Origin of the sequence: Rhizobium sp. GR12 (genome assembly GCF_036596185.1) — a bacterium.
Classification (GTDB): Bacteria; Pseudomonadota; Alphaproteobacteria; order Rhizobiales; family Rhizobiaceae; genus Agrobacterium; species Agrobacterium nepotum.
In genome coordinates, this window is the sequence record NZ_JASXTH010000016.1 from 28,753 (window position 1) to 49,367 (window position 20,615).

A 20,615-nucleotide genomic window follows, 5' to 3' on the forward strand; every position below is an offset into this window, starting at 1 on the left:
TCTCCTTTTGGCGGTTTCTGAATTATCAACCGCCAGCTCCGCCAAAAGGTTCCTCATGGACGCAGCGCCCAGGTGGTGGCGTGGACCACCGCGCCGGGCGCCGCCGTGAGGAGGGCCGAACGCACGGGTTCGAAACCCTCGATACGTTTTGTCCCGACGTACCGGCCCCGGTTGGCGAAGACCTCGATGGAGCCGTAATCCAGAAAGATGCGGATGCGCGAGGCCCTTGCACCCTTGGCGATATAGTGAGGCGAGGGGCCGTCGCGCCCGTCCTCGTGGCGAATCCACAGACCGGTTTCATCGGAAACGAGGCCAAGTTCGACCGCAGGATGATCGAGCGCAAGCTCGAAAGGCGCGCCTGGCGAGGCAAGCTCGATCAGCATCTCCACCGCCCCGTTGATGAAGGTGACGCGTTCGCCGGCCGCCAGACGCGTGCGGTCGAGAATATGGCTGCGTAGGCTTTCCGCCGCACCGATCGGCGGGGTCAGAAGCTCGCCGTTCGAATAATGGAGCCGGCGTGGCAGCGTCATGGATGTGGGAAAATCGATCTCCGGATTGGCATCCGCCCAATTGGCGAGCCAACCGATGCCGATGATGCTGTCGCCATCCAGAAACGCCTGGAAGGCATAATTGTCAGTGCCGAAATCCAGCTCCTGACCGAATTCCTTGGTGAAGACCTTGCCGTCGAACCAGCCGACATCGGCCATGGTCAGGTTCTTGCGGCCGGTCTCCGGGTCTTCCGAATGCATCAGTCCGTAAACCAGCACCCAGCGCGTGGAGCGGGCATTGGCCGGGCCGTCGAGCGGCAGCAGACAGGGGCATTCTATGGCGGTGGTCTTATAGCGCGTTTCCACCCATAGCTTGCCCACATAGGTCCAGCCCGAGGCGGCGGTGGGGTCGAGCGTCTCGTATAGCAGTATGACGCCGCCGCCCTCGCTCTGGCTGCCCAGCACCATTTTCCAAAGCCCGTCCGGACCGCGAAAGACATGGGGATCGCGGAAATCCGGCGTCAGCCCCTGTCCGTCCGGACGGGTTCCCAGAATGACCTCGGCCTGCCCGGCCATGATCAGATCGGAGGAGGTGGCGGTGAGCTGGATTTGCTGTTCGGGTATGCGGTCCTGAACCTGCTCGGTGAAGAACACCCGGATGCCGGTTCCTTCGACTAGCGGAATGGTGGAGCCGGAATAGGCGCCGCCGCGCTTGTCCGGCCGCGTCGTCAGGTCCTCGGAGGGGAACAGGAAGATCGGCAGATGCCGCCAGCGCAGATAATCCGATGAGACGGCGTGGCCCCAATGCATGGTGTTCCAGCGCAGCCCGTGCGAATAATGCTGGTAGAACAGGTGCGGCCGGCCTTCGAAACGGCCAAAGCCGTTCGGATCGTTCATCCAGCCGAAGGGCGGGCGGAAGTGATAGCTGCCCGGCAGATCGGGGGCTGCATTGTCCGGCTTGCTATGAACGACGGTAATCCCGGTTTCGAGCACGTCGGCGGCGGTGAACCAGTAGATGACGGAAACGGCTGTGGTGACCGTGTCGTAGCTCAGCTCCACATGGCCGCCGCCGAAGACCTGGTAGATTCTAAATCCGAACTCTTCCGTGTTGACGCTTGAAACTTCAGCGAATTTGCCATTCGCGTTGGAGAAGGAGACGGCGCCCGGTTCCGCCGGTTTTTTCGCCTTCAACCAGACATGGAAGGTGGCGTTGACCGGCAGGTCGGTATGAATTGTGCGGATTGCGCTTTCCGGCTCGGCGGTTACGGCGTCAACGATGGTCATTCCCGTTCCTTTTCGTTGCGGCTATTCTGGTTCAGGAAACGCAACGAATGGGACGAAAGAAAGTTCAACACAGGATGTTTCCCTCTCGCAACGAGCCGCTAAAAACGCCATATCAGGCAAAAGCAGGGAGTTTATCTGTGATGAAATTCGACAATTCCTATGCCCGCCTGCCGGAGCGGTTCAGCGCTGCGGTTTTGCCGACGCCGGTGAAAGCGCCGCGCCTCATCGCCTTCAATCGCGGGCTGGCCGACGAGCTTCTTCTCGACGTATCGGGCCTCGACGATGAAAAGCTGGCGGCGATCTTTTCCGGCAATGTGGTGCCGCAAGGGGCCGAGCCGCTGGCCATGGCCTATGCCGGCCACCAGTTCGGCGGGTTCGTGCCGCAGCTGGGTGATGGCCGCGCCATTCTTCTTGGTGAGGTGATCGACAGAAACGGCAAACGGCGCGATATCCAGCTTAAAGGCTCCGGCCCGACGCCGTTTTCGCGGCGGGGTGACGGGCGCGCGGCGCTCGGCCCGGTGCTGCGCGAATATATCCTGTCGGAAGCGATGTTTGCGCTCGGTATTCCCGCCACCCGGGCGCTGGCCGCCGTCCTTTCCGGCGAAAGGGTGCAGCGCGAGGTCGGCCTGCCGGGCGGCGTTTTCACCCGCGTCGCGGCAAGCCATATCCGTGTCGGCACCTTCCAGTTCTTCGCCGCGCGCGAGGATGACGAGGCGATCAAGAACCTCGCCGACTATGTGATCGATCGCCACTATCCCGAAGCGAAAAACGCTGACAATCCTTACCTTGCGATGCTTCGCGGCATTGCAGAGCGGCAATGCGAGCTTATCGCCCGCTGGATGATGGTGGGCTTCATCCATGGCGTGATGAATACCGACAATATGGCGGTCTCCGGCGAGACGATCGACTTCGGGCCATGCGCCTTTCTCGACGAATACCACCCGAACAAGGTGTTCTCTTCCATTGATGCGCAGGGGCGTTACGCCTTCAACAGCCAGCCGGGCATCGCCCAATGGAACATCGCAAGGCTGGCGGAATGCCTTCTGCCGCTGCTCGACCCGGAAGTGGAGAAAGCCGCCGAACTTGCCAATGCCGTGCTGGCCAATTTCGCCGCCGCCTTTCCCAAACGCTGGCTTGCCGGCATGCGCGAAAAACTTGGTCTGACGGGTGAGGAAGAGGGGGATATCGAGCTGGTGCAGGCGCTTCTGGCGCTGATGCAGGCATCGGAAGCCGATTATACACAGACCTTCCGGCGTCTTTCCCACGCGGTAGACGGCGATGCCGAGCCGTTTCGCGGCATGTTCATCGATATCGCGGCGGCGGACGAGTGGCTGGCGCGCTGGCAGGCGAGAGCAGGGCTGGAAAACGTCTCCACCACTGAGAGGTCACGGGCGATGCTCGCCATCAACCCGGCCATCATTCCACGCAACCACCGCATCGAGGAACTGATCGCGGCGGCGGTGGAGGACGGTGATTTCGAACCCTTCCACGCCATGCTGACCGCGATTGCGACGCCCTTCGAGGAACGGCCGGACAATTTCGTCTACATGCAGCCGCCGATGAGCGATGAGAGGGTGTTCCGGACGTTTTGCGGGACGTAGCGTAAAAGCTGATGGGCGCGCTGGACCGAGCGGATGCGGCTTACTTTCTTCTCCCCGCCGGGGAGAAGGTCGCGGCAGCGGGATGAGGGGGCAAGGGTGCGGTCCATCACTGGCGTCGCCCCCCTCATCCGCCCCTTCGGGCCACCTTCTCCCCGGCGGGGGAGAAGAAACAAGCTGCAACGCCACGCGCCATAGATGCCCTTAACTCACCCTACCCGCGCCAGCGGCTCATGCGCGCCATAATATCGGCCAAACCGGTTTTCGAGGAAATGCGGCAGCGTCACTTCTTCCTGACGGACGAAGCCCTTCTGCGGCAAAGAGCCTTCCGCCAGCAGATCGAGAACCGTGCAGATGCCGGCGGCGGTGCTGATCTGGATGGCGCTCATCATCCGGCCGGAAACGGGGCCGGCATAGACCTTGTTGGCGTAGGTTTCCTGTAGAAAACGGCCGTTGCGGGTGCCGCAGACGGTGACGAAGACGATGACCACGTCCTGCATCGTGCCGGGCAGCGCGTTTTCGAACAGATCCTTCAGCACGTCGCGGCGATTGCGCAGGTTGAGGTCGTTCAAAAGCGCCTTCATGATCGCCACATGGCCGGGGTAACGGATGGTGCGGTAATTCATGGTCCGCACCTTGCCTTCCAGCGTGGCGCAAAGAGTGCCGAGACCGCCCGAGGTGTTGAAGGCCTCATAGGTGACGCCGTCGAGTGAGAATTCCTCGCGTTCCTCAAGGGCCGGAACGGCGGTGAGGCGGCCTTCGACGATCGCTTCGCAGGGCTCGATATATTCGTTGATCAGCCCGTCCGTGCTCCAGGTGAGGTTGTAGTTGAGCGCGTTGGAGGGATATTGCGGCAAAGCGCCGACGCGCATGCGCACGCTGTCCAGCTTGTCGAACCGGGCTGCAAGATCGGCAGCGACGATGGAAATGAAACCGGGTGCAAGGCCGCATTGCGGGATGAGCGCGGTCTGTGCCGTTTCCGCCAGTGCCTTGACCTTGCGGGTGGATTCGACGTCTTCGGTGAGATCGAGATAATGCGTGCCGACAGCGACGGCCGCTTCCGCGATGCCCGCCGTCAGATGGAACGGGGCGGCGGACAGCACGGCAAATTTGCCTTTCAGCAAAGCTTCCAGCGCCGGGCGGTCGGCTATGTCGACGATTTCGGTGTCGATACGCTCATGCGCCGGCACATTCGCCAACTGGTCTGCCGAGCGATCCGCAACCGTGATGCGATAATCGCCAGTGACGGCCAGCATCCAGGCGATGGCCGAGCCGATATTGCCCGCGCCGATAACGACAATGTTTTTCATGTTCTTGTTCCCCGCAGTAAATTCGCACATCTCCGCGCACAGGATGCGCTTCTAAGGCAGAATGACAGCTTTTATTAGCGATTCGCAGCTTCACTATGTGCGGATAGTGGGTTAATATTGCGCAATTAGACGATAGGATTGGTCACTATGACGATAGCCGAGAAGGACCGGGCGCTGCTCGCCCTGCTTTCCGAAAATGCCCGCATGCCGGTGGCGGAACTGGCGCGCAAACTTGGCCTTTCGCGCACCACGGTGCAGGCCCGCATCGAGCGGCTGGAGGCGGACGGTGTGATTGCCGGTTATGGTTTGCGGCTTTCGGAAAGCTATCTTTCCGGGCTGGTGCGCGCCCATGTGCTGATCACCATAGGCCCGAAGGCGTTGCCCGCTGTGACGGCGGCACTTTCCGCCATCAAGGAGGTAACGACGCTGCATTCGGTGAGCGGCACCTTTGATCTGATCGCCATTCTCGCCGCGCCCTCCATCCTCGATCTCGACCGGCTGATCGACCGCATCGGCGCGCTGGATGGCGTGGAGCGCACGCTTTCTTCGATCATTCTTTCGACGCGGATTTCGCGGTAGGGTGTTGGTGGGGTGGTTGGGAAGTGCGGTAAACCCGACTTCCGTCATGCCGGACTCGATCCGGCATCCAGCCGACGCGCGTCTGCGCGGCGAGAAAGACTCTTTTCAGCCCAAGGACTTGGGCTGACTGGATACCGGCTCAAGGCCGGTATGACGGAAGGGAGCGGCGCCTAAGCCGCAACCTTACCGTCATAAGCCCTCTGCGCCGCCAGCACGGCATCGATATTGCCCTCCGCCCAGTGGGCGAGTGCCGCCACCGTTTCGGTCAGCGTGCGCCCAAGTGGCGTCAGCGAATATTCGACCGTGACCGGAACCGTTGGAAAGGCCTGCCGGGAAATCAGCCCGTCGCGCTCCAGTTTCTTCAGCGTCTGCGACAGGACCTTCTGCGAAATGCCCTTGATCTCCCGCCGCAGGAGGTTGAAGCGCACCGCTTCCACACGCAGCCGGTCAAGGATCAGCAGCGCCCATTTGTCGGCGATCCTGTCCAGAACCATCCGTGTCGGGCAGCGGTCCTCGTAAACGTCAAAGATGCGTTCCATCGATGTCATCCTCTTGTTTCAGGGCCGGACAGGTTTCCGCAAGGATACCAGATAACCGGAAAGTGCTCTCTTTTCATGATTTCTAACACGCAGTATGTGTGTTTTCGAAACATGGTTTCAATTAGATACTACGGAGATATGAGATGACTGGCAAGATACTTGTGATCGGTTCCACCGGCACCATCGGCACGCCGCTGGTAAAGGCGCTTTTGGCCAAGGGCGAAAAGGTGAAGGCGGCCTCGCGCACCGGCAATGCGGCGGACGGCGCGGAAGGGGTGCGTTTCGACTATACCGATGCCTCCACCTACGCGGACGCATTCGACGGCGTGGACCGGCTGTTTCTGATCCTGGCAGGCGGGCGTCTGGATATCATCGACGCGCTGACGCCGGTGGTCGAGGAGGCTGCTCGCCGCAAGGTGAAGATCGTGTTCCTCAGCGTCTTCGGCGTCGATGCCGACGATTCCATTCCCTATCGCCAGGTCGAGCTGAAGATCATCGCTTCCGGCGTGCCTTACGTCATTCTGCGTCCCAACTGGTTTGCCGATAATTTCCACAGCTACTGGAAGGCTGGCATCGAACACGGCGAGATCGCCGTTCCGGCGGGCGAGGGCAAAACGAGCTTCATCGATGTGCGCGATATTGCCGGCAGCGCAGCGGCGGCACTGACTACGGATGCCTTCGACGGCAAGGCGTTCAACCTGACCGGCCCGCGGGCGATCGGTTACGGCGAGGCGGCCGCGATCATTTCGCAGGCAATCGGCAAGCCGGTCTCTTACGGTCCCGTTTCGGACGAAGTCTTCATCGGCATCCTCACCGGTGCGGGCGTTCCGAAGGATTATGCGTCCTTCCTCGCCTCGATCTTCCATCCCGTGCGCGAAGGCTGGACGTCGGCGGTGACCGGTGATGTCGAGACGCTGACCGGCCACGCGCCGCACTCGCTGGAGACCTATGTGGCCGACCATGTGGACGTGCTGAAAGACTGACGCCGGAAACGATACGCTCGCCGCGCCTACGCCGGATCGGTGGAGCCGCGGCGGGCCTTGAAGAACATCTTCAGCCGCTGGATATCCTCGGCGTTCCAGCCTTCAGGCCCGGTCACCTCCATCCACGCATCGATGTAATGTTCCGGCGCATAGACATGGCCGTAACCGATCGGCGCCGTGGTGGCGGCGGCGACATCGAGACCGAGCTGCAGCAAGGTCACGACCGGGAACCAGCGGAAGGATGTGGAGACATCCTGTCCGTGATGGCTCATCCATTGCGGACGCCGGTAAAGCGAGGCGGGCTCGAAAAAGGTGATCGGGTCGCTGGCATATTGCAGATAGACGATACGCATCGGCCCCCACGCCACATCGGGCATGTGCGCGGTGGTATATTGGTTGGCGAAGCGGATGACGGAGGAATCGCGGAAACGCGGCAGCCATTCCGGCGTACCCGCCACCCGGCCATCGGTGGCCATGCGCCATGTGGGACTGGAAAAGGGCGGGCCGCTCCACAGCGCGCCCTGGAAGGGATCGGCCAGCACGTCGTAAAGATCGGAGGATTTTTGCGAATTCAGCGAACCGAGGCTGAGGCCATGCAGATAAAGCTTCGGTCGCGTTTCCTTCGGCAGGGTCGTCCAATAACCGTAGACCGCCTGAAACAGCGCGCGTGCCGTTTCCACGCCGTAATCCGGTTCGGTCAGAAGTGCTATCCAGCTCGAAAGATAGGAATATTGTACGGCGACGCTCGCGACATCGCCGTCATGCAGATATTCGACCGTGTCGAGCGCTTCCGGATCAATCCAGCCGGTGCCGGTGGGAATGACGACCAGCAGCACCTTGCGCTCGAAACCGCCGACCCGTTTCAGCTCTTCCAGTGCAAGGGACGCTCTTTGCTCAGGTGTCGATGCCGAATTTAAGCCCGCATAGACCCTGAGCGGCTCCCTGGCGGGGCGGTGGGTGAAGGTGGAAATCTCCTGTGCCTCCGGCCCGCCGACCACGAATTCCCGGCCTCTGCGGCCAAGCGATTCCCACGTCATCAGGGAAGCGCTGCTGCCGGTTTTGAGCGCGTCGGAAGGGCGCGGCACATCCGGTTCGATCAGCGCATCCACCTGTTTCAGCGAGGAATCCGCAAACTTCAGACCGATATCGAAGATCAGGCCGTTCAGCAGCATCCAGGACAGTACGATTGCGGCGGCGATGCCGAGCACATTGGCGAGCCGGCGCGGCAGGAAATGACGGCTGCGGGCCGAGAAGAACCGCCGAATGAGCTGGAAAAGCCGGCCCGCGCCGATGAGGAGGGTGGCGACCAGCACCGCGACGCCGCCGGTCTTGGTGGGATGGGCGCTGGGCAGCGGATCGAGTTCCATCAATATGCGGATGGAGTTCTGCCAGTCTTTCGCCTGCCACAAAAAGGCTATCGCCGTAACCGCACTGGCAAGCGCTATAAGAAAACGGATGCCATGCCGGTTATGGCGCGAGGGATGGGGCAATTCCAGATAGGTCCAGATCGCGGTGAGCGCCACGCCGATCAGATAGCCGATGGCAAAGGAAAATCCGCACAGCACACCCTGCATCAGCCATGTGCGCGGCAGAAGAGACGGTGTGAGCGAAGCGCAGAACAGAATAGTGCCGAAGACGATGCCGGTTGCCGAAAGACCCGAGAACAACCGTCCAACCCATTGTTTCAACAACTTGACCTGCCCCTTTGCCTCACCGCTTTCGCGAGAGTGTAGTATGCGGCGGGCGAGGGTGCAAACCCCTCGGGGAGGATAAAAATCATCGTAATAGGAAAATAATCCTTTACAGCGTGACGGTGGTTTGATAGTGTTTGGATACAGTCGGAGATTTGCGGTTGAACGGCAATAGCCGGTTTGGCAGGTTGCGTTCGGGTTTGGTCACAAACGTGCCGCCATTCTCGACGTCATCCTTGGGCTTGTCCCAAGGATCTAAACACACCGATAAAATCAAGACGTTGCAGATCCTCGGGACAGGCCCGAGGATGACGTCGGAGTGTTTGGTGAGGGGCATCATTTATTGGATGATGCCCATGCCTCGTTCGTCTCCGAAAGGAGGATGACGATGGAGGGCGCTCAGACTTTGTCTGCAATCTGAACCGGTTCCGAGGGTGGTATTTCCCCAACCGGTGTGCTCGTGCGCATCATGTTATTTCTCTCGCAGGTCGACCTCATGACGAATTTCCGCAATTGCGATCTGGCGCTGCACGGCGTCTGGCTGGAAAGATGTGCCTATGGCGGCGAGGCGAGGCTGGAAACGGCACCTGAGATAAAATCGCGGGCCGACAAGCTGGCCGCCGAAGATGCGGCGCGCAACGGCGAGTTGCGGCAGATGCTGAACGAACTGACGGTGGAGATGCGCGATCAGTTCCACATGTATCGCAATCTGCGGCAGGCGAGCGAGGCGGCATTATTGTCGGCGACGGAGGATGCTCCGGGCAAGCAGGCGCGTGCCGGTGTGAAGGCTGCGACAGACCAGCTTTCGGTCGTCGTCCGCACGCTGGAACGGATCGACGCTCTGCAACGTCTGCTGGCGGAAGAACGGGCGGCACTTGCCGGAGAGGATGACACCGATACCGAGGATTACGAAGCCGCTGTGGCGCATTTCCTTAAGCGTATCGACGAACTGGCCGAGCAGAAATGCCGCGCAAGACTGGAGGCGGAAGCGACACGGATGCCCAGTGCTCCGTCGGGGGCCAGTGCATGAGGGGTCTTTCGCCCGAACCGCGCCTGCAGGAACGGGTCTTTACCCTTCTGCGTGACTGGCGTTTCATCGGCAACCTGCCGCAGCAGCCGCCTGAGGGCGACTGGCGGACATGGCTTCTGATCGGTGGGCGCGGTTCCGGCAAGACCCGCGCCGGGGCCGAATGGGTGCACAGGATCGCCTCGAGTGAGAAACATTCGGATTTGCGTATCGCGCTGGTGGCGGAAACGCTGGGGGATGCCCGTGAGGTGATGATCGACGGCGTTTCCGGCATCTGCCGCATCGCGCGCCGCCGCCGTCCCGCCTTCGAGGTCACGCGCCGACGGCTCGTCTGGCCAAACGGGGCGATGGCGCAGATATTTTCCTCGGAAGACCCCGAAAGTCTGCGCGGGCCGCAATTCCACATGGCCTGGGCCGATGAGCTGGGAAAATGGAAATATCCGCAGGAAACCTGGGACATGCTGCAATTCGGTCTGCGTCTGGGCGAGGCCCCACGGCAATTGGTAACAACGACGCCACGGCCCATTCCGCTCCTGAAGGCGCTCCTCGCCGACCCCTCGAGCCGGGTGGCGCGCATGCCGACGGCGATGAATGCACAAAATCTTTCGCCGGGTTTTCTGAAAGCCATGCATGATCGTTATGGCGGCACGCGGCTGGGGCGTCAGGAAATCGGCGGCGAACTGATCGATGAGCGCGAAGGCGCGCTGTGGAAACGGGCCGATCTGGAAGCGATCGTGGACGCGGCGCACGAGCCGTTGGCGCGGATCGTGGTGGCGGTCGATCCGCCCGCCGGTATAGGTGAAAATTCCTGCTGCGGCATCGTCGTGGCCGGACTTGGCATGTCTGGCAAACTGGTGGTGCTTGCGGATTGTTCGGTGGAAGGCGAAACGCCGGCCGGCTGGGCGCGGGCCGTGGTCGCCGCCGCCCGTCATCATGAGGCCGACCGGGTGGTGGCCGAGGTCAATCAGGGCGGCGAGATGGTGCGGGCGATGCTGCAGAGCATAGACGCCAACCTGCCGCTGACCTTGGTGCGGGCAAGCCGGGGCAAGTTCACCCGCGCCGAGCCGGTGGCCGCACTTTACGAACAGGGCAGGGTGCGCCACGCCGCACGGTTTGAAAAGCTTGAGGATCAGATGGCGGATTTCGGACCCGGCGGTCTTTCGTCAGGACGCTCGCCCGACCGGCTGGATGCGCTGGTCTGGGCGATAACGGCGCTGACGACGGCGGTTGCCGGCGAGCCGAGGGTGCGGGGGATGTGAGCACCCCTCCGGTCCGAACGCCGCCGCCCTATTGTTATTCCGGCAGCTTTTTCGGCGGCCAAAACCACGCGATGATGCCGTGCCAAATCTCCACAATCGACACATGTTCGCCCCGGTCAGAACCTGCCGGGGACAATGTCGAATGCGCAAATGCGTTTAGCGATAAACGCGAGCGGCGTTTATTTCTTCGGAGATTGCGCCGGTTTCGGCTGAGAGCCAGTTTCGCGCATCTGGCGCCACTCGTTTTCGAGACGGTCATAAACGGTCTGGGGGATTGTCGCTGTCATGGTGGCATTCCTCCTTGAATGATCAACGCTGCACAATTGCGCGATGAACGGAGTTAGCGCTCCAAGGTTGCGGAATTCAAGAAATTTTTTACCTCGAAACCCCGGCCTGCGGATTAAAATCGATTAGGATTTTTTCAAATCGATTTAGTTCTGACGGCCGTCATGTGGAAAAACTTGAAAGGGTGATCGCCCCCGATTTTCAGGAGCCGGCTATGGCCCATGACGAGGCGCGATTCGTCGCGTCGGTACGAATTTCCATCTTTAGCGGCCGTCTGCGCGCCGCACAGCTTGCCGGAACGAGGACGATACTGGCGGGTTTCGATAAGGCGCTACCAGGCGGCGATCCGCGCTTTCTGGCCTATATGCTGGCCACCACATTTCATGAAACGGCGGCGACCATGCAGCCGGTGCGCGAAACATTGGCGGCAAACGATGCGGAGGCGATCGCAAGGCTCGACCGGGCTTTTGCGGCGGGCCGGCTGCCGATGGTGCGCAAACCCTATTGGCGGCCGGACGCTGAAGGCAAAAGCTGGCTGGGGCGCGGCTTCGTACAACTGACGCATCGCCGCAACTACGAGGCCATGTCGGCGCTGACAGGAGTTGACCTGCTGGCACGCCCCGAGCGGGCCATGGAGCCGGATGTGGCAACCGCGATCCTGATCCACGGCATGGCGGCCGGCAGCTTTACCGGCCGCAGGCTTTCCGATTTCTTCAGCGGTGAGCGCGAGGATTGGGAAGGTGCGCGCGCCATCATCAACGGCAATGACCGGGCGCGGCTTGTCGGCGATTACGGGCGGGCATTTCATCGCGCCCTTGTCGCAGCGCGGATTGAACCGGCGCGGGCCAGATGATAACCCGTTATTTGCGCCGGCAAGGCCGAATTCGAATTTTGCATGACAGGTGACACCGTGATCCGCCATATCGTTTTTTTCACCGTTCCCGAGGAAAACCGCGACGCCGTGCGCAAGGGGCTTTCCGGCCTCACCGCGATACCGCATTCGCTGAAGCTGGAAATCGGCGAAAACGTGAAGAAGGACCAATGGGGCAATTCGGTCGATTTCATCGTCTATGGCGAGTTTGAAAACGAGGCGGCGCTGGCTGCTTATAAGGCCGACCCCGCCTACGATCTGTCGACCCGCACGGTAAAGCCGCTGCGTGAAACCCGTGTGGCCGCCGATTTCAACAGCGATACGGCGGTAAAAGCGCCGATCCGGTAAGCGTTCTCTTTTCCTCAAAGAGGGCGGGGGCGCATCTGTGCTCGGTTTGCGGACAATAGGCGTAAACTATTCCTCCGTCATGCCGGACTAGATCCGGCATCCAGCCACGGCGCGTCTGCGCCGTGAGAAGAGTCTTACGCGATCAAGGATTTGATCGCGCTGGACCCCGGATCTAGTCCGGGGTGACGGCATGCAGATGCCGCACGGCGACAAAACAAGGACAATTCCATGCGATTTCCGTTTTCCCTGCCGTGGCGGCGCCCGGCGGATGGCAGAGCCGTGCCCGAACGCAAAACGGCGACGGGTGGCTTCATGGCGGTGGCGGCGCAGGGTGGGCAGGCCTTCTGGTCCGGCCGATCCTATGCCGCACTTGCCCGCGAGGGCTTCATGAAAAACCCTGTGGCGCACCGTGCCGCCCGCATGGTGGCGGAAGCCTCCGCGTCGGTCAGCTGGCTGCTTTACGATGGCAATGAGGAGATCGGCGATCATCCGCTGCTGACGCTTCTGGCCAAGCCGAGCGCCCATATGGGCGGGCCGGATTTTTTCGAGGCGCTGTACGGCCATCTGATGCTGGCCGGAAACGCCTATGTCGAGCCGCTGCTGATCGGCGAGCGCCTGCGCGAACTGCATCTTCTGCGGCCCGACCGGGTCAGCATCGTCGAGGGGGCAGATGGCTGGCCGGTGGGTTACGATTACCGTGCCGAAGGCCGCGCCATCAGGCGTATCGCCACTGATCGTGACGGGCTGGGACTGCTGCACCTGAAGCTTTTCCACCCGCTGGATGATCGCGCGGGGTTCGCGCCGCTCGCCTCTGCGGGGGCCGCTCTCGATCTGCACAATGCCGCCAGCCAGTGGAACAAACGCCTGCTCGACAATTCCGCCCGGCCTTCCGGCGCGCTGGTCTACCAGCCGAAGGAAGGCGGCAATCTTTCCACCGAGCAGTATGAACGGCTGAAACGCGAGCTGGAGGAAGGTTATCAGGGCGCGATGAATGCGGGCCGGCCGCTGCTTCTGGAAGGCGGGCTTGACTGGAAGGCGATGGGACTTTCGCCGCGCGACATGGATTTTCTGGAAGCACGCAACGGTGCCGCGCGCGACATCGCGCTGTCGCTCGGTGTGCCGCCGATGCTGATCGGCATTCCCGGCGACAATACCTATGCCAATTACCAGGAAGCGAACCGCGCCTTCTATCGCCTCACCGTGCTGCCGCTGGTCAACCGCACGGCGGCAAGGCTCTGCGGCTGGCTGTCGCCGGTGTTCGGTTCAGGGCTGAGGCTGGAGCCGGATCTCGACAGGATCGCCGGGCTTGCCGGCGAGCGGGACGCGTTGTGGACGCGCATCGGCGCGGCGTCGTTTCTGACCGACGAGGAAAAACGGGAGGCGGTCGGCTACTAGGCGGCGAGGCCGCCGTAGCGGATCGCATCTTCGAGCAATTTATGAACCAGCGGAATCGTTTTGTGAGGTCTGCCGCCCAAGCGATTCTGAAGACTCGCGAAACGGCGTTTTGAAAGTGCGCAACTGACCCGAGGGCGACGCGGCGCGTCTGTCCGACTTTTCACATCTTAAACCGGAATGATTACCCATGTCTGAATTCGCCAATGAGGCCGGCATCTGGGCCGCCCGCATCACCGGTGCCGTGGCAGGCGCGGGTGTGTCGCTCGTCTATCTCCTGCCGAAAAGCAAACGCGAAGCGGCGAGCCGTTTCGTGACCGGGGTCTCCTGCGGCATGATCTTCGGCGGGCCGGTCGGCCTGTGGATCGTGCAGCAGCTTGATATCGCCGGCGCGCTTTCCGGCCGCGAAATCATGGTGGCGGGCTCGGCCGCGGCCAGCATGGTGGCCTGGTGGGGGCTTGGCCTGCTGGTGCGCGTAGCCGACCGCTACAACGCCCGTCCGCGCGCTTAGCCTCCACGCGGCTCCCCTTTCTTCACATCGCAGGAGTTTCCCATGCACGTCTATCGCGGGCCGCGCCCCGCCACGCGCAAATTCGCCAATCTGGAACTGTGCGGCATATCCGGCGACGGCACGTTTTCCGGTTATGCCAGCGTCTTCGGCGAGGTCGATCTCGGTCGCGACGTGATCGAGCGCGGTGCTTTCCGCCGCTCGATCGAGGAACGCGGCGCGGCCGGCATCCGCATGCTCTATCAGCACGATCCGGCCGAGCCTATCGGCGCATGGCGCACCATCCGCGAGGATGAGCGCGGCCTTTACGTCGAGGGCGTTCTGGCCCCCGGCGTCGCCCGCTCCCGCGAGGTGCATTCGCTGATGAAGACGGGCGCGCTGGACGGGCTGTCCATCGGTTTTCGCACTATACGTTCCAGTAAGGAGGGGCGTTCCGGCAAGGCGGCACGTTCCGGCGTCAGGCGCATTCTGGAAGCCGATCTCTGGGAAATCTCCGTCGTGACTTTTCCGATGCTGCCGTCGGCCAGGGTCTCCGACGTCAAGCACGCCCGCTTCTTTCGCGACCGCGAGACCGAACTGGTGCGCACCATGCGCCGCGCCGCGCGCTCGCTTTTCGACACCGCCTTCAAACGCTGACTTCCCGACAGACACTTCCGACACAAGGATGGCGACATGACAGACCAGACCACCAGACCGGCCGCAATGACGGTTGCACCGCAGATAAAGGCCGTGCCCGACACGATGACGGCGGCCTTCGATGAATTCATGGAGGCGTTCGAGGTCTTCCGCGACACCAACGACCAGCGGCTTGCCGATATCGAACGCAAGATGGGCGCTGATGTCGTGACCCGTGACAAGCTCGACCGCATCGACAAGGCGCTCGATGACAACCGCAGGATCATGGACGATCTGGCGCTCAAGAAGGCGCGTCCGGCACTTGGCCGCAAGCAGGCGCACTCCACCGATATGGATGAGCACAACGCCGCCTTCGAGGCCTATATCCGCCGGGGCGAGGAGGGTGCACTGCGCGATCTGGAGGCCAAGGCCTTTGCCGGATCAAGCGGCGCTGATGGCGGTTTTCTGCTGCCGACCGAGACGGATGGCGAGATCGGCCGCCGCATGACGGCGATTTCGCCGATCCGATCACTGGCGACCGTGCGGCAGGTGTCCACCGCCGTGCTGAAAAAGCCGTTTTCGCCCGGCGGACTGGCAACCGGCTGGGTCTCCGAAACGGCGGCCCGTCCGCAGACGGCGACGCCGCAGCTGGCCGAACTTTCCTTCCCGACCATGGAACTCTACGCCATGCCTGCGGCCACGCAGGGTCTGCTGGATGACGCGGCCGTCGATATCGATGCCTGGATCGCTTCGGAAGTGGATATCGCCTTTGCCGAGCAGGAGGCCGCCGCCTTCGTCACCGGCGACGGCGTCAACAGGCCGAAGGGTTTCCTGTCCTATACGGCCGTTACCAACGACAACTGGAGCTGGGGCAATATCGGTTATGTCGCGACCGGTGTTGCGGGCGGCTTTGCTTCCGCCGGGCCGATGGACGTGTTGCTGGATGCCGTCTATGGGCTGAAGGCGGGTCATCGCCAGAACGGCAACTTCGTGATGAACCGCAAGACGCAAGGGGCGCTGCGCCGCTTCAAGGACACGACCGGCGCCTATCTCTGGCATCCGCCAGCCGCTGCCGGCCAGCCCGCCTCGCTGATGGGCTTCCCGGTGATGGAAGCCGAGGATATGCCGAACGTTACGGCAAACAGCTTCGGCATCGCTTTCGGGGATTTCCGCGCCGGCTACCTCGTCGTCGACCGCACCGGCGTCCGCATCCTGCGCGATCCCTATTCGGCGAAACCCTATGTGCTGTTCTACACCACCAAACGTGTGGGCGGCGGCGTGCAGAACTTCGAGGCGATCAAGCTGGTGAAGTTCGGGGTGAGTTGAAGGTAGATGTCTCGGCCCGTTTCTTCTCCCCGTCTTGGGGAAAAGATGGCCCGAAGGGCCGGATGAGGGGCAACCTCTCGATCTATCACCGACCTCGCCCCCTCATCCCGCTGCCGCGACCTTTTCCCCGGCGGGGAGAAGAAACAAGTGGCACCCACCCACTCACTCACTCACGCGATTGCCATCTTCTCCGGAGACCCCATGACCTATGCCCTCATTCATCCGCCGCAGGCGGAGCCGCTGACGCTTGCCGAGGTCAAGGCGCATCTGCGTCTCGATACCGCCGATGAGGACGCGCTTCTCGCCGCGCTGATCCGTACCGCCCGCGAACATCTGGAACGCACGACCGGGCTTTGCCTCATACGTCAGACATGGCGGCTTTATCTCGACCGATGGCCGCCGAGCGGCGTGATTCCGATTGGCAAGGGACCGGTGCAAGCCATCGAAACGATTGTCGTTTTCGATGGTAAGGGGCGCGCGACCGACATCGCCGCCGCCGACAGATTGCTCGACGGCGAGGCGCGGCCCGCAAGGCTGTGGCTGCGCGATCCGCCAGCGCCTGGGCGGGCGATGAACGGCATCGAAATCGACTTCGCTGCCGGTTATGGCGAGGCGGGAACGGATGTGCCCGATACGCTGAAACGAGCCATGCTGATGCATGTGGCCCAGATGTTCGCCTTTCGTGGCGCCGTTGCTCTGGAAAACCAGCCGGCTGGTGTTCCCGCCGGTTATGAGCGGCTGGTGTCGCCTTTCTGCCGTGTGGGGCTTTAAGCCATGAACCTCGTTTTTCTCGACAACGGCAAGCTGACGGCGCGGCTGGAACTGGACGTGCGCACGCAAACGCCGGATGGGCAAGGTGGTGCTGCGGAAAGCTGGAATGTCCTGCGCTCGCTCTGGGCCGCGATCGAACCCGTGTCCGATACGTCCCACGAACGGGCCTCCGCCGAGGGCGTGACGATAACCCACCGCGTCTGGCTGGCCTGGCGCAGCGATATCGCCGCCGGCATGCGCTTTCGCAAGGGCCGGCGTATTCTGGCGATCCGCACCGTGATGGACCCGGACGAAACCGGCCGCTTCATCGTCTGTCGCTGCGAGGAGGAAAGCCCGTGAGCGCCGCAAACCCGCTTCTAAAGGCAATCTTCGTGCGGCTTGCCGGGGATGTCGCGCTGGTGGCGCTCACCCCAGGTGGCGTCGTTGATCGGCTTTTGCCGCGCGGGCTCTTGCCCTCAATCGTCATTGGCGATCTCGAAAGCCGCGATTATTCGACGGCGACGGAAAAGGCCGAGGAGCATTTTCTGTCGCTTCAAATATGGTGAGGCCAATGGCCGCAAACGTGCGGAGGAAATCGCCGAGCGGGTGAAAATCCTGCTCGACGACGCAGCCCTTCCGCTCACCGGCATCTCGCTCGTCAATCTGCAATTTCTCTCCACCCGCTCGCGGCGCGAGCCGAAGACGCGGAATTTCCTTGCGGAAATGCGTTTCAGGGCGGTGACGGAATAGGGCCGGCTCAGGAAGCCTGTTTGCGCACGGCTCTCCAGAGGATGATCAGCAGCAGAAACGAAATGCCGATCAGCACGGCGGCAATGGTCAGCATGGCCGATACCCCGCCACGATCCAGCGCCAGCGTGAAAATGACGGGGGCCACGGCAATGGCAAGGTTCTGCGGCAGGGAAATGCGCGCGGCCTGAAGGCCGTATTGCTCCGGGGAGAATACCGCCAGCGGCAATACGGCCCGGCTGACGGTGAGTACGCCTGCGCCAAAGCCGAAGAAAACGATGAAGCCGATGAAAGCGGGCATGGCCGGGGCAAAAACGATCAGCAGGATGAAGGACACGAGCAGCAGACAGAAGCCGATCACGGCGGTGACGAAAGGGCCTCCGTGTTTTCCGAGCAGAAAATCCAGCCCGCGCGCCGTGATGGCAAGTATGCTGCGCACGGCCGCCAGCTGCACGGCAAGCGATTGCGAAGCGCCCGCCTGCACCAGCAGCAAGGGCAGGAGCGGCGACAGGCCGAAGGTCGTGAAGGCGCTGATCGTCGTCATTGCCGCCAGAAGCACAAAGGCGCGTCGTGTATCGGCAGGCGCCGGTGAAATGGCGGTTGCGTCCTTCGGCTTCGCCACTCTGCGCGTCGGTCGCCCGGGAAGAGCAAAGACGTAAAGAGGCAGAAGAACGAAAAATTGCAGACAGGCATACCCGAAAAGGATGCTGCGCCAGCCGAAGTGCTGATTTGCGAATGCTGTGACGGGCAGAAAAATCGCCGCCGAAAGCCCGGTAAACAACATCAGAAGCGTCAGCGACCGTCCGCTTTCAGCGCCGACACGCTCCACCACGGCGGTGTGGGCAGCCGTCGTCAGGCCGCAGGCTGCGGCAAAACCCATCACGACCCAGCCGAGGACATAGCTTTTTACGCCGCCTGCAAAGGCCAGCACGATAAAACCGGCGGTGAAGAGCAACGAACCCGCCACAAGGACGGGTGCTGCGCCGTGGCGCACGAGAGTTCTTCCCAGAAGCGGTCCGCACAGCGCGCTTATCGTCATCATGACGGTAAGGCCGGCAAAAACGATCTCGTTCGTGATTGCCAGTTCCTGGCCGATCCTGGGTCCGAGCAGGCCCAGCATGTCGAAACATGTGCCCCAGCTGACGACCTGCCCAACCGCAAGCACGCCGATAAGGCGCGCACGAGACGTGGGAGGGGAGGCATCGGACATGATGAAAATCGGAAGTGCGAGGGGCTGGAAAGCTATTGGTAGCAGGCCTTTAGCAGGGCGGCAACATCAATCGAGACAACAAGGAGAACACGAATGGTGGCGCAAAAGGGCAAGGACCTGCTGCTGAAGATCAACAATTCCGGTGCCTACACGACCGTGGCGGGGCTGAGAACCAAGCGGCTGGCGTTCAACGCCCAGACCGTGGACATAACGGACGGTGAAAGTGCTGGGCGCTGGCGAGAATTGCTGGCCGGTGCCGGCGTGCAGCGGGCGTCGCTGACGGCTTCCGGCATCTTCAAGGATCTGGCAAGCGATGCGCTGGTACGCGGCGCGTTTTTCGCCGGCACAATTCCGGGTTGGCAGATTGTCATTCCCGATTTCGGCACCGTCGCCGGGCCGTTTCAGATCGTCGCGCTCGAATATTCCGGCCGCCATGATGGAGAAGTGCAATTCGAGATCGCGCTGGAATCGGCCGGTCTCCTCACCTTCGGAGCGATCTGATGCCGCAGGGATTGCGTTACGGGCGGGCCAACCGTCATCGCGGCGAGATCGAGGCGCTGATCGACGGGGAGCGGCGCATTCTGTGCCTGACGCTCGGCGCGCTTGCCGAACTCGAAACCGCCTTTCAGGCCGATGATCTCACTGCACTCGCCGAACGTTTCGCAAGCGGGCGCATGAAGGCGGCGGATATGATCCGGGTGATCGGCGCGGGTCTGCGCGGCGCGGGCAATGTGTTTTCCGATGAGGATGTCGCCGCCGCCACCGTCGAGGGCGGCATCGCCGGCCACGCCGTCATCGTCGCCGATCTTCTGACCGCGACTTTCGCCGGTCCGAAAGGGCAGACGCCACCGGACCCCTAAGCGCCGCAGCAGGCGAGGCGGAGAGTGTGACACCGCGTCCTTTCCCCTGGGAGGCGGTGATCCACACCGGCTTCTGCCTGCTGCGGCTTTCCTCCGAAACCTTCTGGCGGCTGACACCAAGGGAGTTCTTCGCGATGACAGGCGGCACACGCGCCATTTCCAGCACTATCGACCGTCCGGCGATGGAGGCGATGATACGGCGGTTTCCGGATGGGTGAATTGTGGTTTCTTTTTTTTGGAGGCGCATTTTTTCGTGAAAACCACCGGGCAATTCAAAAATATACGGCTCCGTTTTGAATCAGAAAGGCAAGCGCGATGGCAGGCGAAGGATCGATTGCGGGGAGCCGCGAGGAGGCGGAAGCGCTCGCGGATGTGATGGGCGATCTCGAACGGCGCTCCGAGCGGTTCGGGGCGGCGCTGACCTCCGCCATGCAGGCGGCGACGACGGGCGGTAAGGGGCTGGACGATGTGTTGCGCGGCCTTGGGCAAAAGCTCTCCGGCATGGCGCTTTCCGCCGGGCTGAAGCCGCTCGAGAGCATGATCGGCAATGCCGTCGGCGGGCTTTTGAACGGTGGCGGCTCGCTGTTTGCCTTCGCCGATGGCGGGGTGCCGGGACGCAGTATCACGCCTTTTGCGGATGGCGGCGTCGTCTCCAGCCCCGCCTTCTTTCCGATGGGGGCGGGGCTAGGCCTGATGGGCGAGGCGGGCGCGGAGGCCATCCTGCCGCTGAAACGCGGTTCGGATGGGGCTCTGGGTGTTGCTGCACCCGCAGGCGGCGGCGGAGCGCAGATCGTCTTCAATGTGACTGCGACCGATGCGGCGAGCTTCAGGAAAAGCGAAGGCCAGATTGCCGCCATGCTCGCCCGCAGTGTCGGGCGCGGCCAGCGCGGATTGTGAGGCGCTGCACGCCCCTTCGGGCGCGCGACGTATTTCCCAACACAGCAA

At 62.3% G+C, this 20,615-nt stretch carries 22 protein-coding genes and 1 pseudogene; 18 read left to right on the top strand and 5 right to left on the bottom strand.

Annotation, left to right across the window (positions count from 1 at the left end):
- Positions 1–53: 53 nt before the first annotated feature.
- Positions 54–1,772: a glycoside hydrolase family 32 protein gene (locus QSK43_RS23180; protein ID WP_332305446.1), complete on the bottom strand. Its 1,719-nt coding sequence runs from the start codon at positions 1,770–1,772 to the stop codon at positions 54–56.
- A 140-nt stretch (positions 1,773–1,912) separates the two neighbouring features.
- Here QSK43_RS23180 and QSK43_RS23185 point away from each other — a divergent pair, with 140 nt between their 5' ends.
- Positions 1,913–3,373 (top strand): protein adenylyltransferase SelO, encoded by a 1,461-nt coding sequence (locus tag QSK43_RS23185; RefSeq protein WP_332305447.1) that lies wholly within the window; start codon positions 1,913–1,915, stop codon positions 3,371–3,373.
- Between the two features lie 206 nt (positions 3,374–3,579).
- Here QSK43_RS23185 and QSK43_RS23190 read toward each other — a convergent pair whose 3' ends face one another.
- Positions 3,580–4,680, bottom strand: a complete 1,101-nt coding sequence (locus tag QSK43_RS23190; RefSeq protein WP_332305448.1) for a saccharopine dehydrogenase family protein — start codon at positions 4,678–4,680, stop codon at positions 3,580–3,582.
- Positions 4,681–4,827: 147 nt separating this feature from the next.
- Between QSK43_RS23190 and QSK43_RS23195 the strand changes: the two genes are divergently transcribed.
- A complete protein-coding gene (locus QSK43_RS23195) occupies positions 4,828–5,259 on the top strand; it encodes an Lrp/AsnC family transcriptional regulator (protein WP_332305449.1) in 432 nt (143 codons plus the stop codon).
- Between the two features lie 170 nt (positions 5,260–5,429).
- Here QSK43_RS23195 and QSK43_RS23200 read toward each other — a convergent pair whose 3' ends face one another.
- On the bottom strand, positions 5,430–5,798 hold the full coding sequence (locus QSK43_RS23200) for a winged helix-turn-helix transcriptional regulator (RefSeq protein WP_332305450.1): 369 nt from the start codon (positions 5,796–5,798) through the stop codon (positions 5,430–5,432).
- 143 nt (positions 5,799–5,941) lie between these two features.
- Between QSK43_RS23200 and QSK43_RS23205 the strand changes: the two genes are divergently transcribed.
- Complete coding sequence (locus QSK43_RS23205; RefSeq protein ID WP_332305451.1) at positions 5,942–6,781, top strand: SDR family oxidoreductase; 840 nt, start codon at positions 5,942–5,944, stop codon at positions 6,779–6,781.
- 26 nt (positions 6,782–6,807) lie between these two features.
- Here the strand turns inward: QSK43_RS23205 and QSK43_RS23210 are convergent, their stop codons facing one another.
- A complete protein-coding gene (locus QSK43_RS23210; protein WP_332305512.1) occupies positions 6,808–8,448 on the bottom strand; it encodes an alpha/beta hydrolase in 1,641 nt (546 codons plus the stop codon).
- 520 nt (positions 8,449–8,968) lie between these two features.
- Here QSK43_RS23210 and QSK43_RS23215 point away from each other — a divergent pair.
- The 11 genes and pseudogenes from QSK43_RS23215 (at position 8,969) to QSK43_RS23265 (ending at position 17,603) form a co-directional block, all read left to right on the top strand.
- The gene (locus tag QSK43_RS23215) at positions 8,969–9,502 is read left to right on the top strand and encodes a hypothetical protein (RefSeq protein ID WP_332305452.1); all 534 of its coding nucleotides are present in this window, start codon (positions 8,969–8,971) and stop codon (positions 9,500–9,502) included.
- Entirely contained in the window at positions 9,499–10,758 is a 1,260-nt protein-coding gene (locus QSK43_RS23220) for a DNA-packaging protein (protein ID WP_332305453.1), read from the top strand. The genes QSK43_RS23215 and QSK43_RS23220 overlap by 4 nt, the downstream gene beginning before the upstream one ends.
- A gap of 499 nt (positions 10,759–11,257) precedes the next feature.
- The gene (locus tag QSK43_RS23225) at positions 11,258–11,896 is read left to right on the top strand and encodes a hypothetical protein (protein WP_332305454.1); all 639 of its coding nucleotides are present in this window, start codon (positions 11,258–11,260) and stop codon (positions 11,894–11,896) included.
- 42 nt (positions 11,897–11,938) lie between these two features.
- On the top strand, positions 11,939–12,262 hold the full coding sequence (locus QSK43_RS23230; protein ID WP_003512096.1) for a Dabb family protein: 324 nt from the start codon (positions 11,939–11,941) through the stop codon (positions 12,260–12,262).
- Between the two features lie 228 nt (positions 12,263–12,490).
- Positions 12,491–13,657, top strand: a complete 1,167-nt coding sequence (locus QSK43_RS23235) for a phage portal protein (protein WP_332305455.1) — start codon at positions 12,491–12,493, stop codon at positions 13,655–13,657.
- Between the two features lie 187 nt (positions 13,658–13,844).
- Positions 13,845–14,165 carry a DUF6107 family protein gene (locus tag QSK43_RS23240; protein ID WP_332305456.1) on the top strand — a complete coding sequence of 107 codons (321 nt, stop codon included), beginning with the start codon at positions 13,845–13,847 and terminating at the stop codon, positions 14,163–14,165.
- Between the two features lie 42 nt (positions 14,166–14,207).
- On the top strand, positions 14,208–14,798 hold the full coding sequence (locus tag QSK43_RS23245; protein ID WP_332305457.1) for an HK97 family phage prohead protease: 591 nt from the start codon (positions 14,208–14,210) through the stop codon (positions 14,796–14,798).
- Between the two features lie 36 nt (positions 14,799–14,834).
- The gene (locus QSK43_RS23250; protein WP_332305458.1) at positions 14,835–16,103 is read left to right on the top strand and encodes a phage major capsid protein; all 1,269 of its coding nucleotides are present in this window, start codon (positions 14,835–14,837) and stop codon (positions 16,101–16,103) included.
- A gap of 201 nt (positions 16,104–16,304) precedes the next feature.
- Positions 16,305–16,874, top strand: a complete 570-nt coding sequence (locus QSK43_RS23255; RefSeq protein WP_332305513.1) for a head-tail connector protein — start codon at positions 16,305–16,307, stop codon at positions 16,872–16,874.
- A 3-nt stretch (positions 16,875–16,877) separates the two neighbouring features.
- Positions 16,878–17,213 carry a phage head closure protein gene (locus QSK43_RS23260; protein WP_332305459.1) on the top strand — a complete coding sequence of 112 codons (336 nt, stop codon included), beginning with the start codon at positions 16,878–16,880 and terminating at the stop codon, positions 17,211–17,213.
- A pseudogene (locus QSK43_RS23265) lies at positions 17,210–17,603 on the top strand (DUF3168 domain-containing protein). Before QSK43_RS23260 ends, QSK43_RS23265 begins: the two are co-directional and overlap by 4 nt.
- A 7-nt stretch (positions 17,604–17,610) precedes the next feature.
- On the opposite strand, the gene QSK43_RS23270 reads toward QSK43_RS23265, so the two are convergent.
- The gene (locus QSK43_RS23270; RefSeq protein ID WP_332305460.1) at positions 17,611–18,810 is read right to left on the bottom strand and encodes an MFS transporter; all 1,200 of its coding nucleotides are present in this window, start codon (positions 18,808–18,810) and stop codon (positions 17,611–17,613) included.
- 93 nt (positions 18,811–18,903) lie between these two features.
- Between QSK43_RS23270 and QSK43_RS23275 the strand changes: the two genes are divergently transcribed.
- The 4 genes from QSK43_RS23275 (at position 18,904) to QSK43_RS23290 (ending at position 20,567) form a co-directional block, all read left to right on the top strand.
- A complete protein-coding gene (locus QSK43_RS23275) occupies positions 18,904–19,311 on the top strand; it encodes a phage major tail protein, TP901-1 family (protein ID WP_332305461.1) in 408 nt (135 codons plus the stop codon).
- Entirely contained in the window at positions 19,311–19,670 is a 360-nt protein-coding gene (locus tag QSK43_RS23280) for a gene transfer agent family protein (protein WP_332305462.1), read from the top strand. Before QSK43_RS23275 ends, QSK43_RS23280 begins: the two co-directional genes overlap by 1 nt.
- A 26-nt stretch (positions 19,671–19,696) precedes the next feature.
- Positions 19,697–19,888: a rcc01693 family protein gene (locus QSK43_RS23285; RefSeq protein ID WP_332305463.1), complete on the top strand. Its 192-nt coding sequence runs from the start codon at positions 19,697–19,699 to the stop codon at positions 19,886–19,888.
- Between the two features lie 97 nt (positions 19,889–19,985).
- The gene (locus QSK43_RS23290; protein WP_332305464.1) at positions 19,986–20,567 is read left to right on the top strand and encodes a phage tail tape measure protein; all 582 of its coding nucleotides are present in this window, start codon (positions 19,986–19,988) and stop codon (positions 20,565–20,567) included.
- Positions 20,568–20,615 lie beyond the last annotated feature (48 nt).

Excerpts from the sequence above, each read along its gene's own strand:
- QSK43_RS23255 (WP_332305513.1), top strand. The coding sequence starts at position 16,305 with ATGACCTATGCCCTCATTCATCCGCCGCAGGCGGAGCCGCTGACGCTT.
- QSK43_RS23280 (WP_332305462.1), top strand. The coding sequence starts at position 19,311 with ATGCCGCAGGGATTGCGTTACGGGCGGGCCAACCGTCATCGCGGCGAG.
- QSK43_RS23190 (WP_332305448.1), bottom strand. The coding sequence starts at position 4,680 with ATGAAAAACATTGTCGTTATCGGCGCGGGCAATATCGGCTCGGCCATC.
- QSK43_RS23250 (WP_332305458.1), top strand. The coding sequence starts at position 14,835 with ATGACAGACCAGACCACCAGACCGGCCGCAATGACGGTTGCACCGCAG.
- QSK43_RS23195 (WP_332305449.1), top strand. The coding sequence starts at position 4,828 with ATGACGATAGCCGAGAAGGACCGGGCGCTGCTCGCCCTGCTTTCCGAA.
- QSK43_RS23230 (WP_003512096.1), top strand. The coding sequence starts at position 11,939 with ATGACAGGTGACACCGTGATCCGCCATATCGTTTTTTTCACCGTTCCC.
- QSK43_RS23200 (WP_332305450.1), bottom strand. The coding sequence starts at position 5,798 with ATGGAACGCATCTTTGACGTTTACGAGGACCGCTGCCCGACACGGATG.
- QSK43_RS23235 (WP_332305455.1), top strand. The coding sequence starts at position 12,491 with ATGCGATTTCCGTTTTCCCTGCCGTGGCGGCGCCCGGCGGATGGCAGA.
- QSK43_RS23260 (WP_332305459.1), top strand. The coding sequence starts at position 16,878 with ATGAACCTCGTTTTTCTCGACAACGGCAAGCTGACGGCGCGGCTGGAA.
- QSK43_RS23270 (WP_332305460.1), bottom strand. The coding sequence starts at position 18,810 with ATGTCCGATGCCTCCCCTCCCACGTCTCGTGCGCGCCTTATCGGCGTG.
- QSK43_RS23240 (WP_332305456.1), top strand. The coding sequence starts at position 13,845 with ATGTCTGAATTCGCCAATGAGGCCGGCATCTGGGCCGCCCGCATCACC.
- QSK43_RS23215 (WP_332305452.1), top strand. The coding sequence starts at position 8,969 with ATGACGAATTTCCGCAATTGCGATCTGGCGCTGCACGGCGTCTGGCTG.
- QSK43_RS23205 (WP_332305451.1), top strand. The coding sequence starts at position 5,942 with ATGACTGGCAAGATACTTGTGATCGGTTCCACCGGCACCATCGGCACG.
- QSK43_RS23290 (WP_332305464.1), top strand. The coding sequence starts at position 19,986 with ATGGCAGGCGAAGGATCGATTGCGGGGAGCCGCGAGGAGGCGGAAGCG.
- QSK43_RS23245 (WP_332305457.1), top strand. The coding sequence starts at position 14,208 with ATGCACGTCTATCGCGGGCCGCGCCCCGCCACGCGCAAATTCGCCAAT.
- QSK43_RS23275 (WP_332305461.1), top strand. The coding sequence starts at position 18,904 with ATGGTGGCGCAAAAGGGCAAGGACCTGCTGCTGAAGATCAACAATTCC.
- QSK43_RS23225 (WP_332305454.1), top strand. The coding sequence starts at position 11,258 with ATGGCCCATGACGAGGCGCGATTCGTCGCGTCGGTACGAATTTCCATC.
- QSK43_RS23185 (WP_332305447.1), top strand. The coding sequence starts at position 1,913 with ATGAAATTCGACAATTCCTATGCCCGCCTGCCGGAGCGGTTCAGCGCT.
- QSK43_RS23180 (WP_332305446.1), bottom strand. The coding sequence starts at position 1,772 with ATGACCATCGTTGACGCCGTAACCGCCGAGCCGGAAAGCGCAATCCGC.
- QSK43_RS23220 (WP_332305453.1), top strand. The coding sequence starts at position 9,499 with ATGAGGGGTCTTTCGCCCGAACCGCGCCTGCAGGAACGGGTCTTTACC.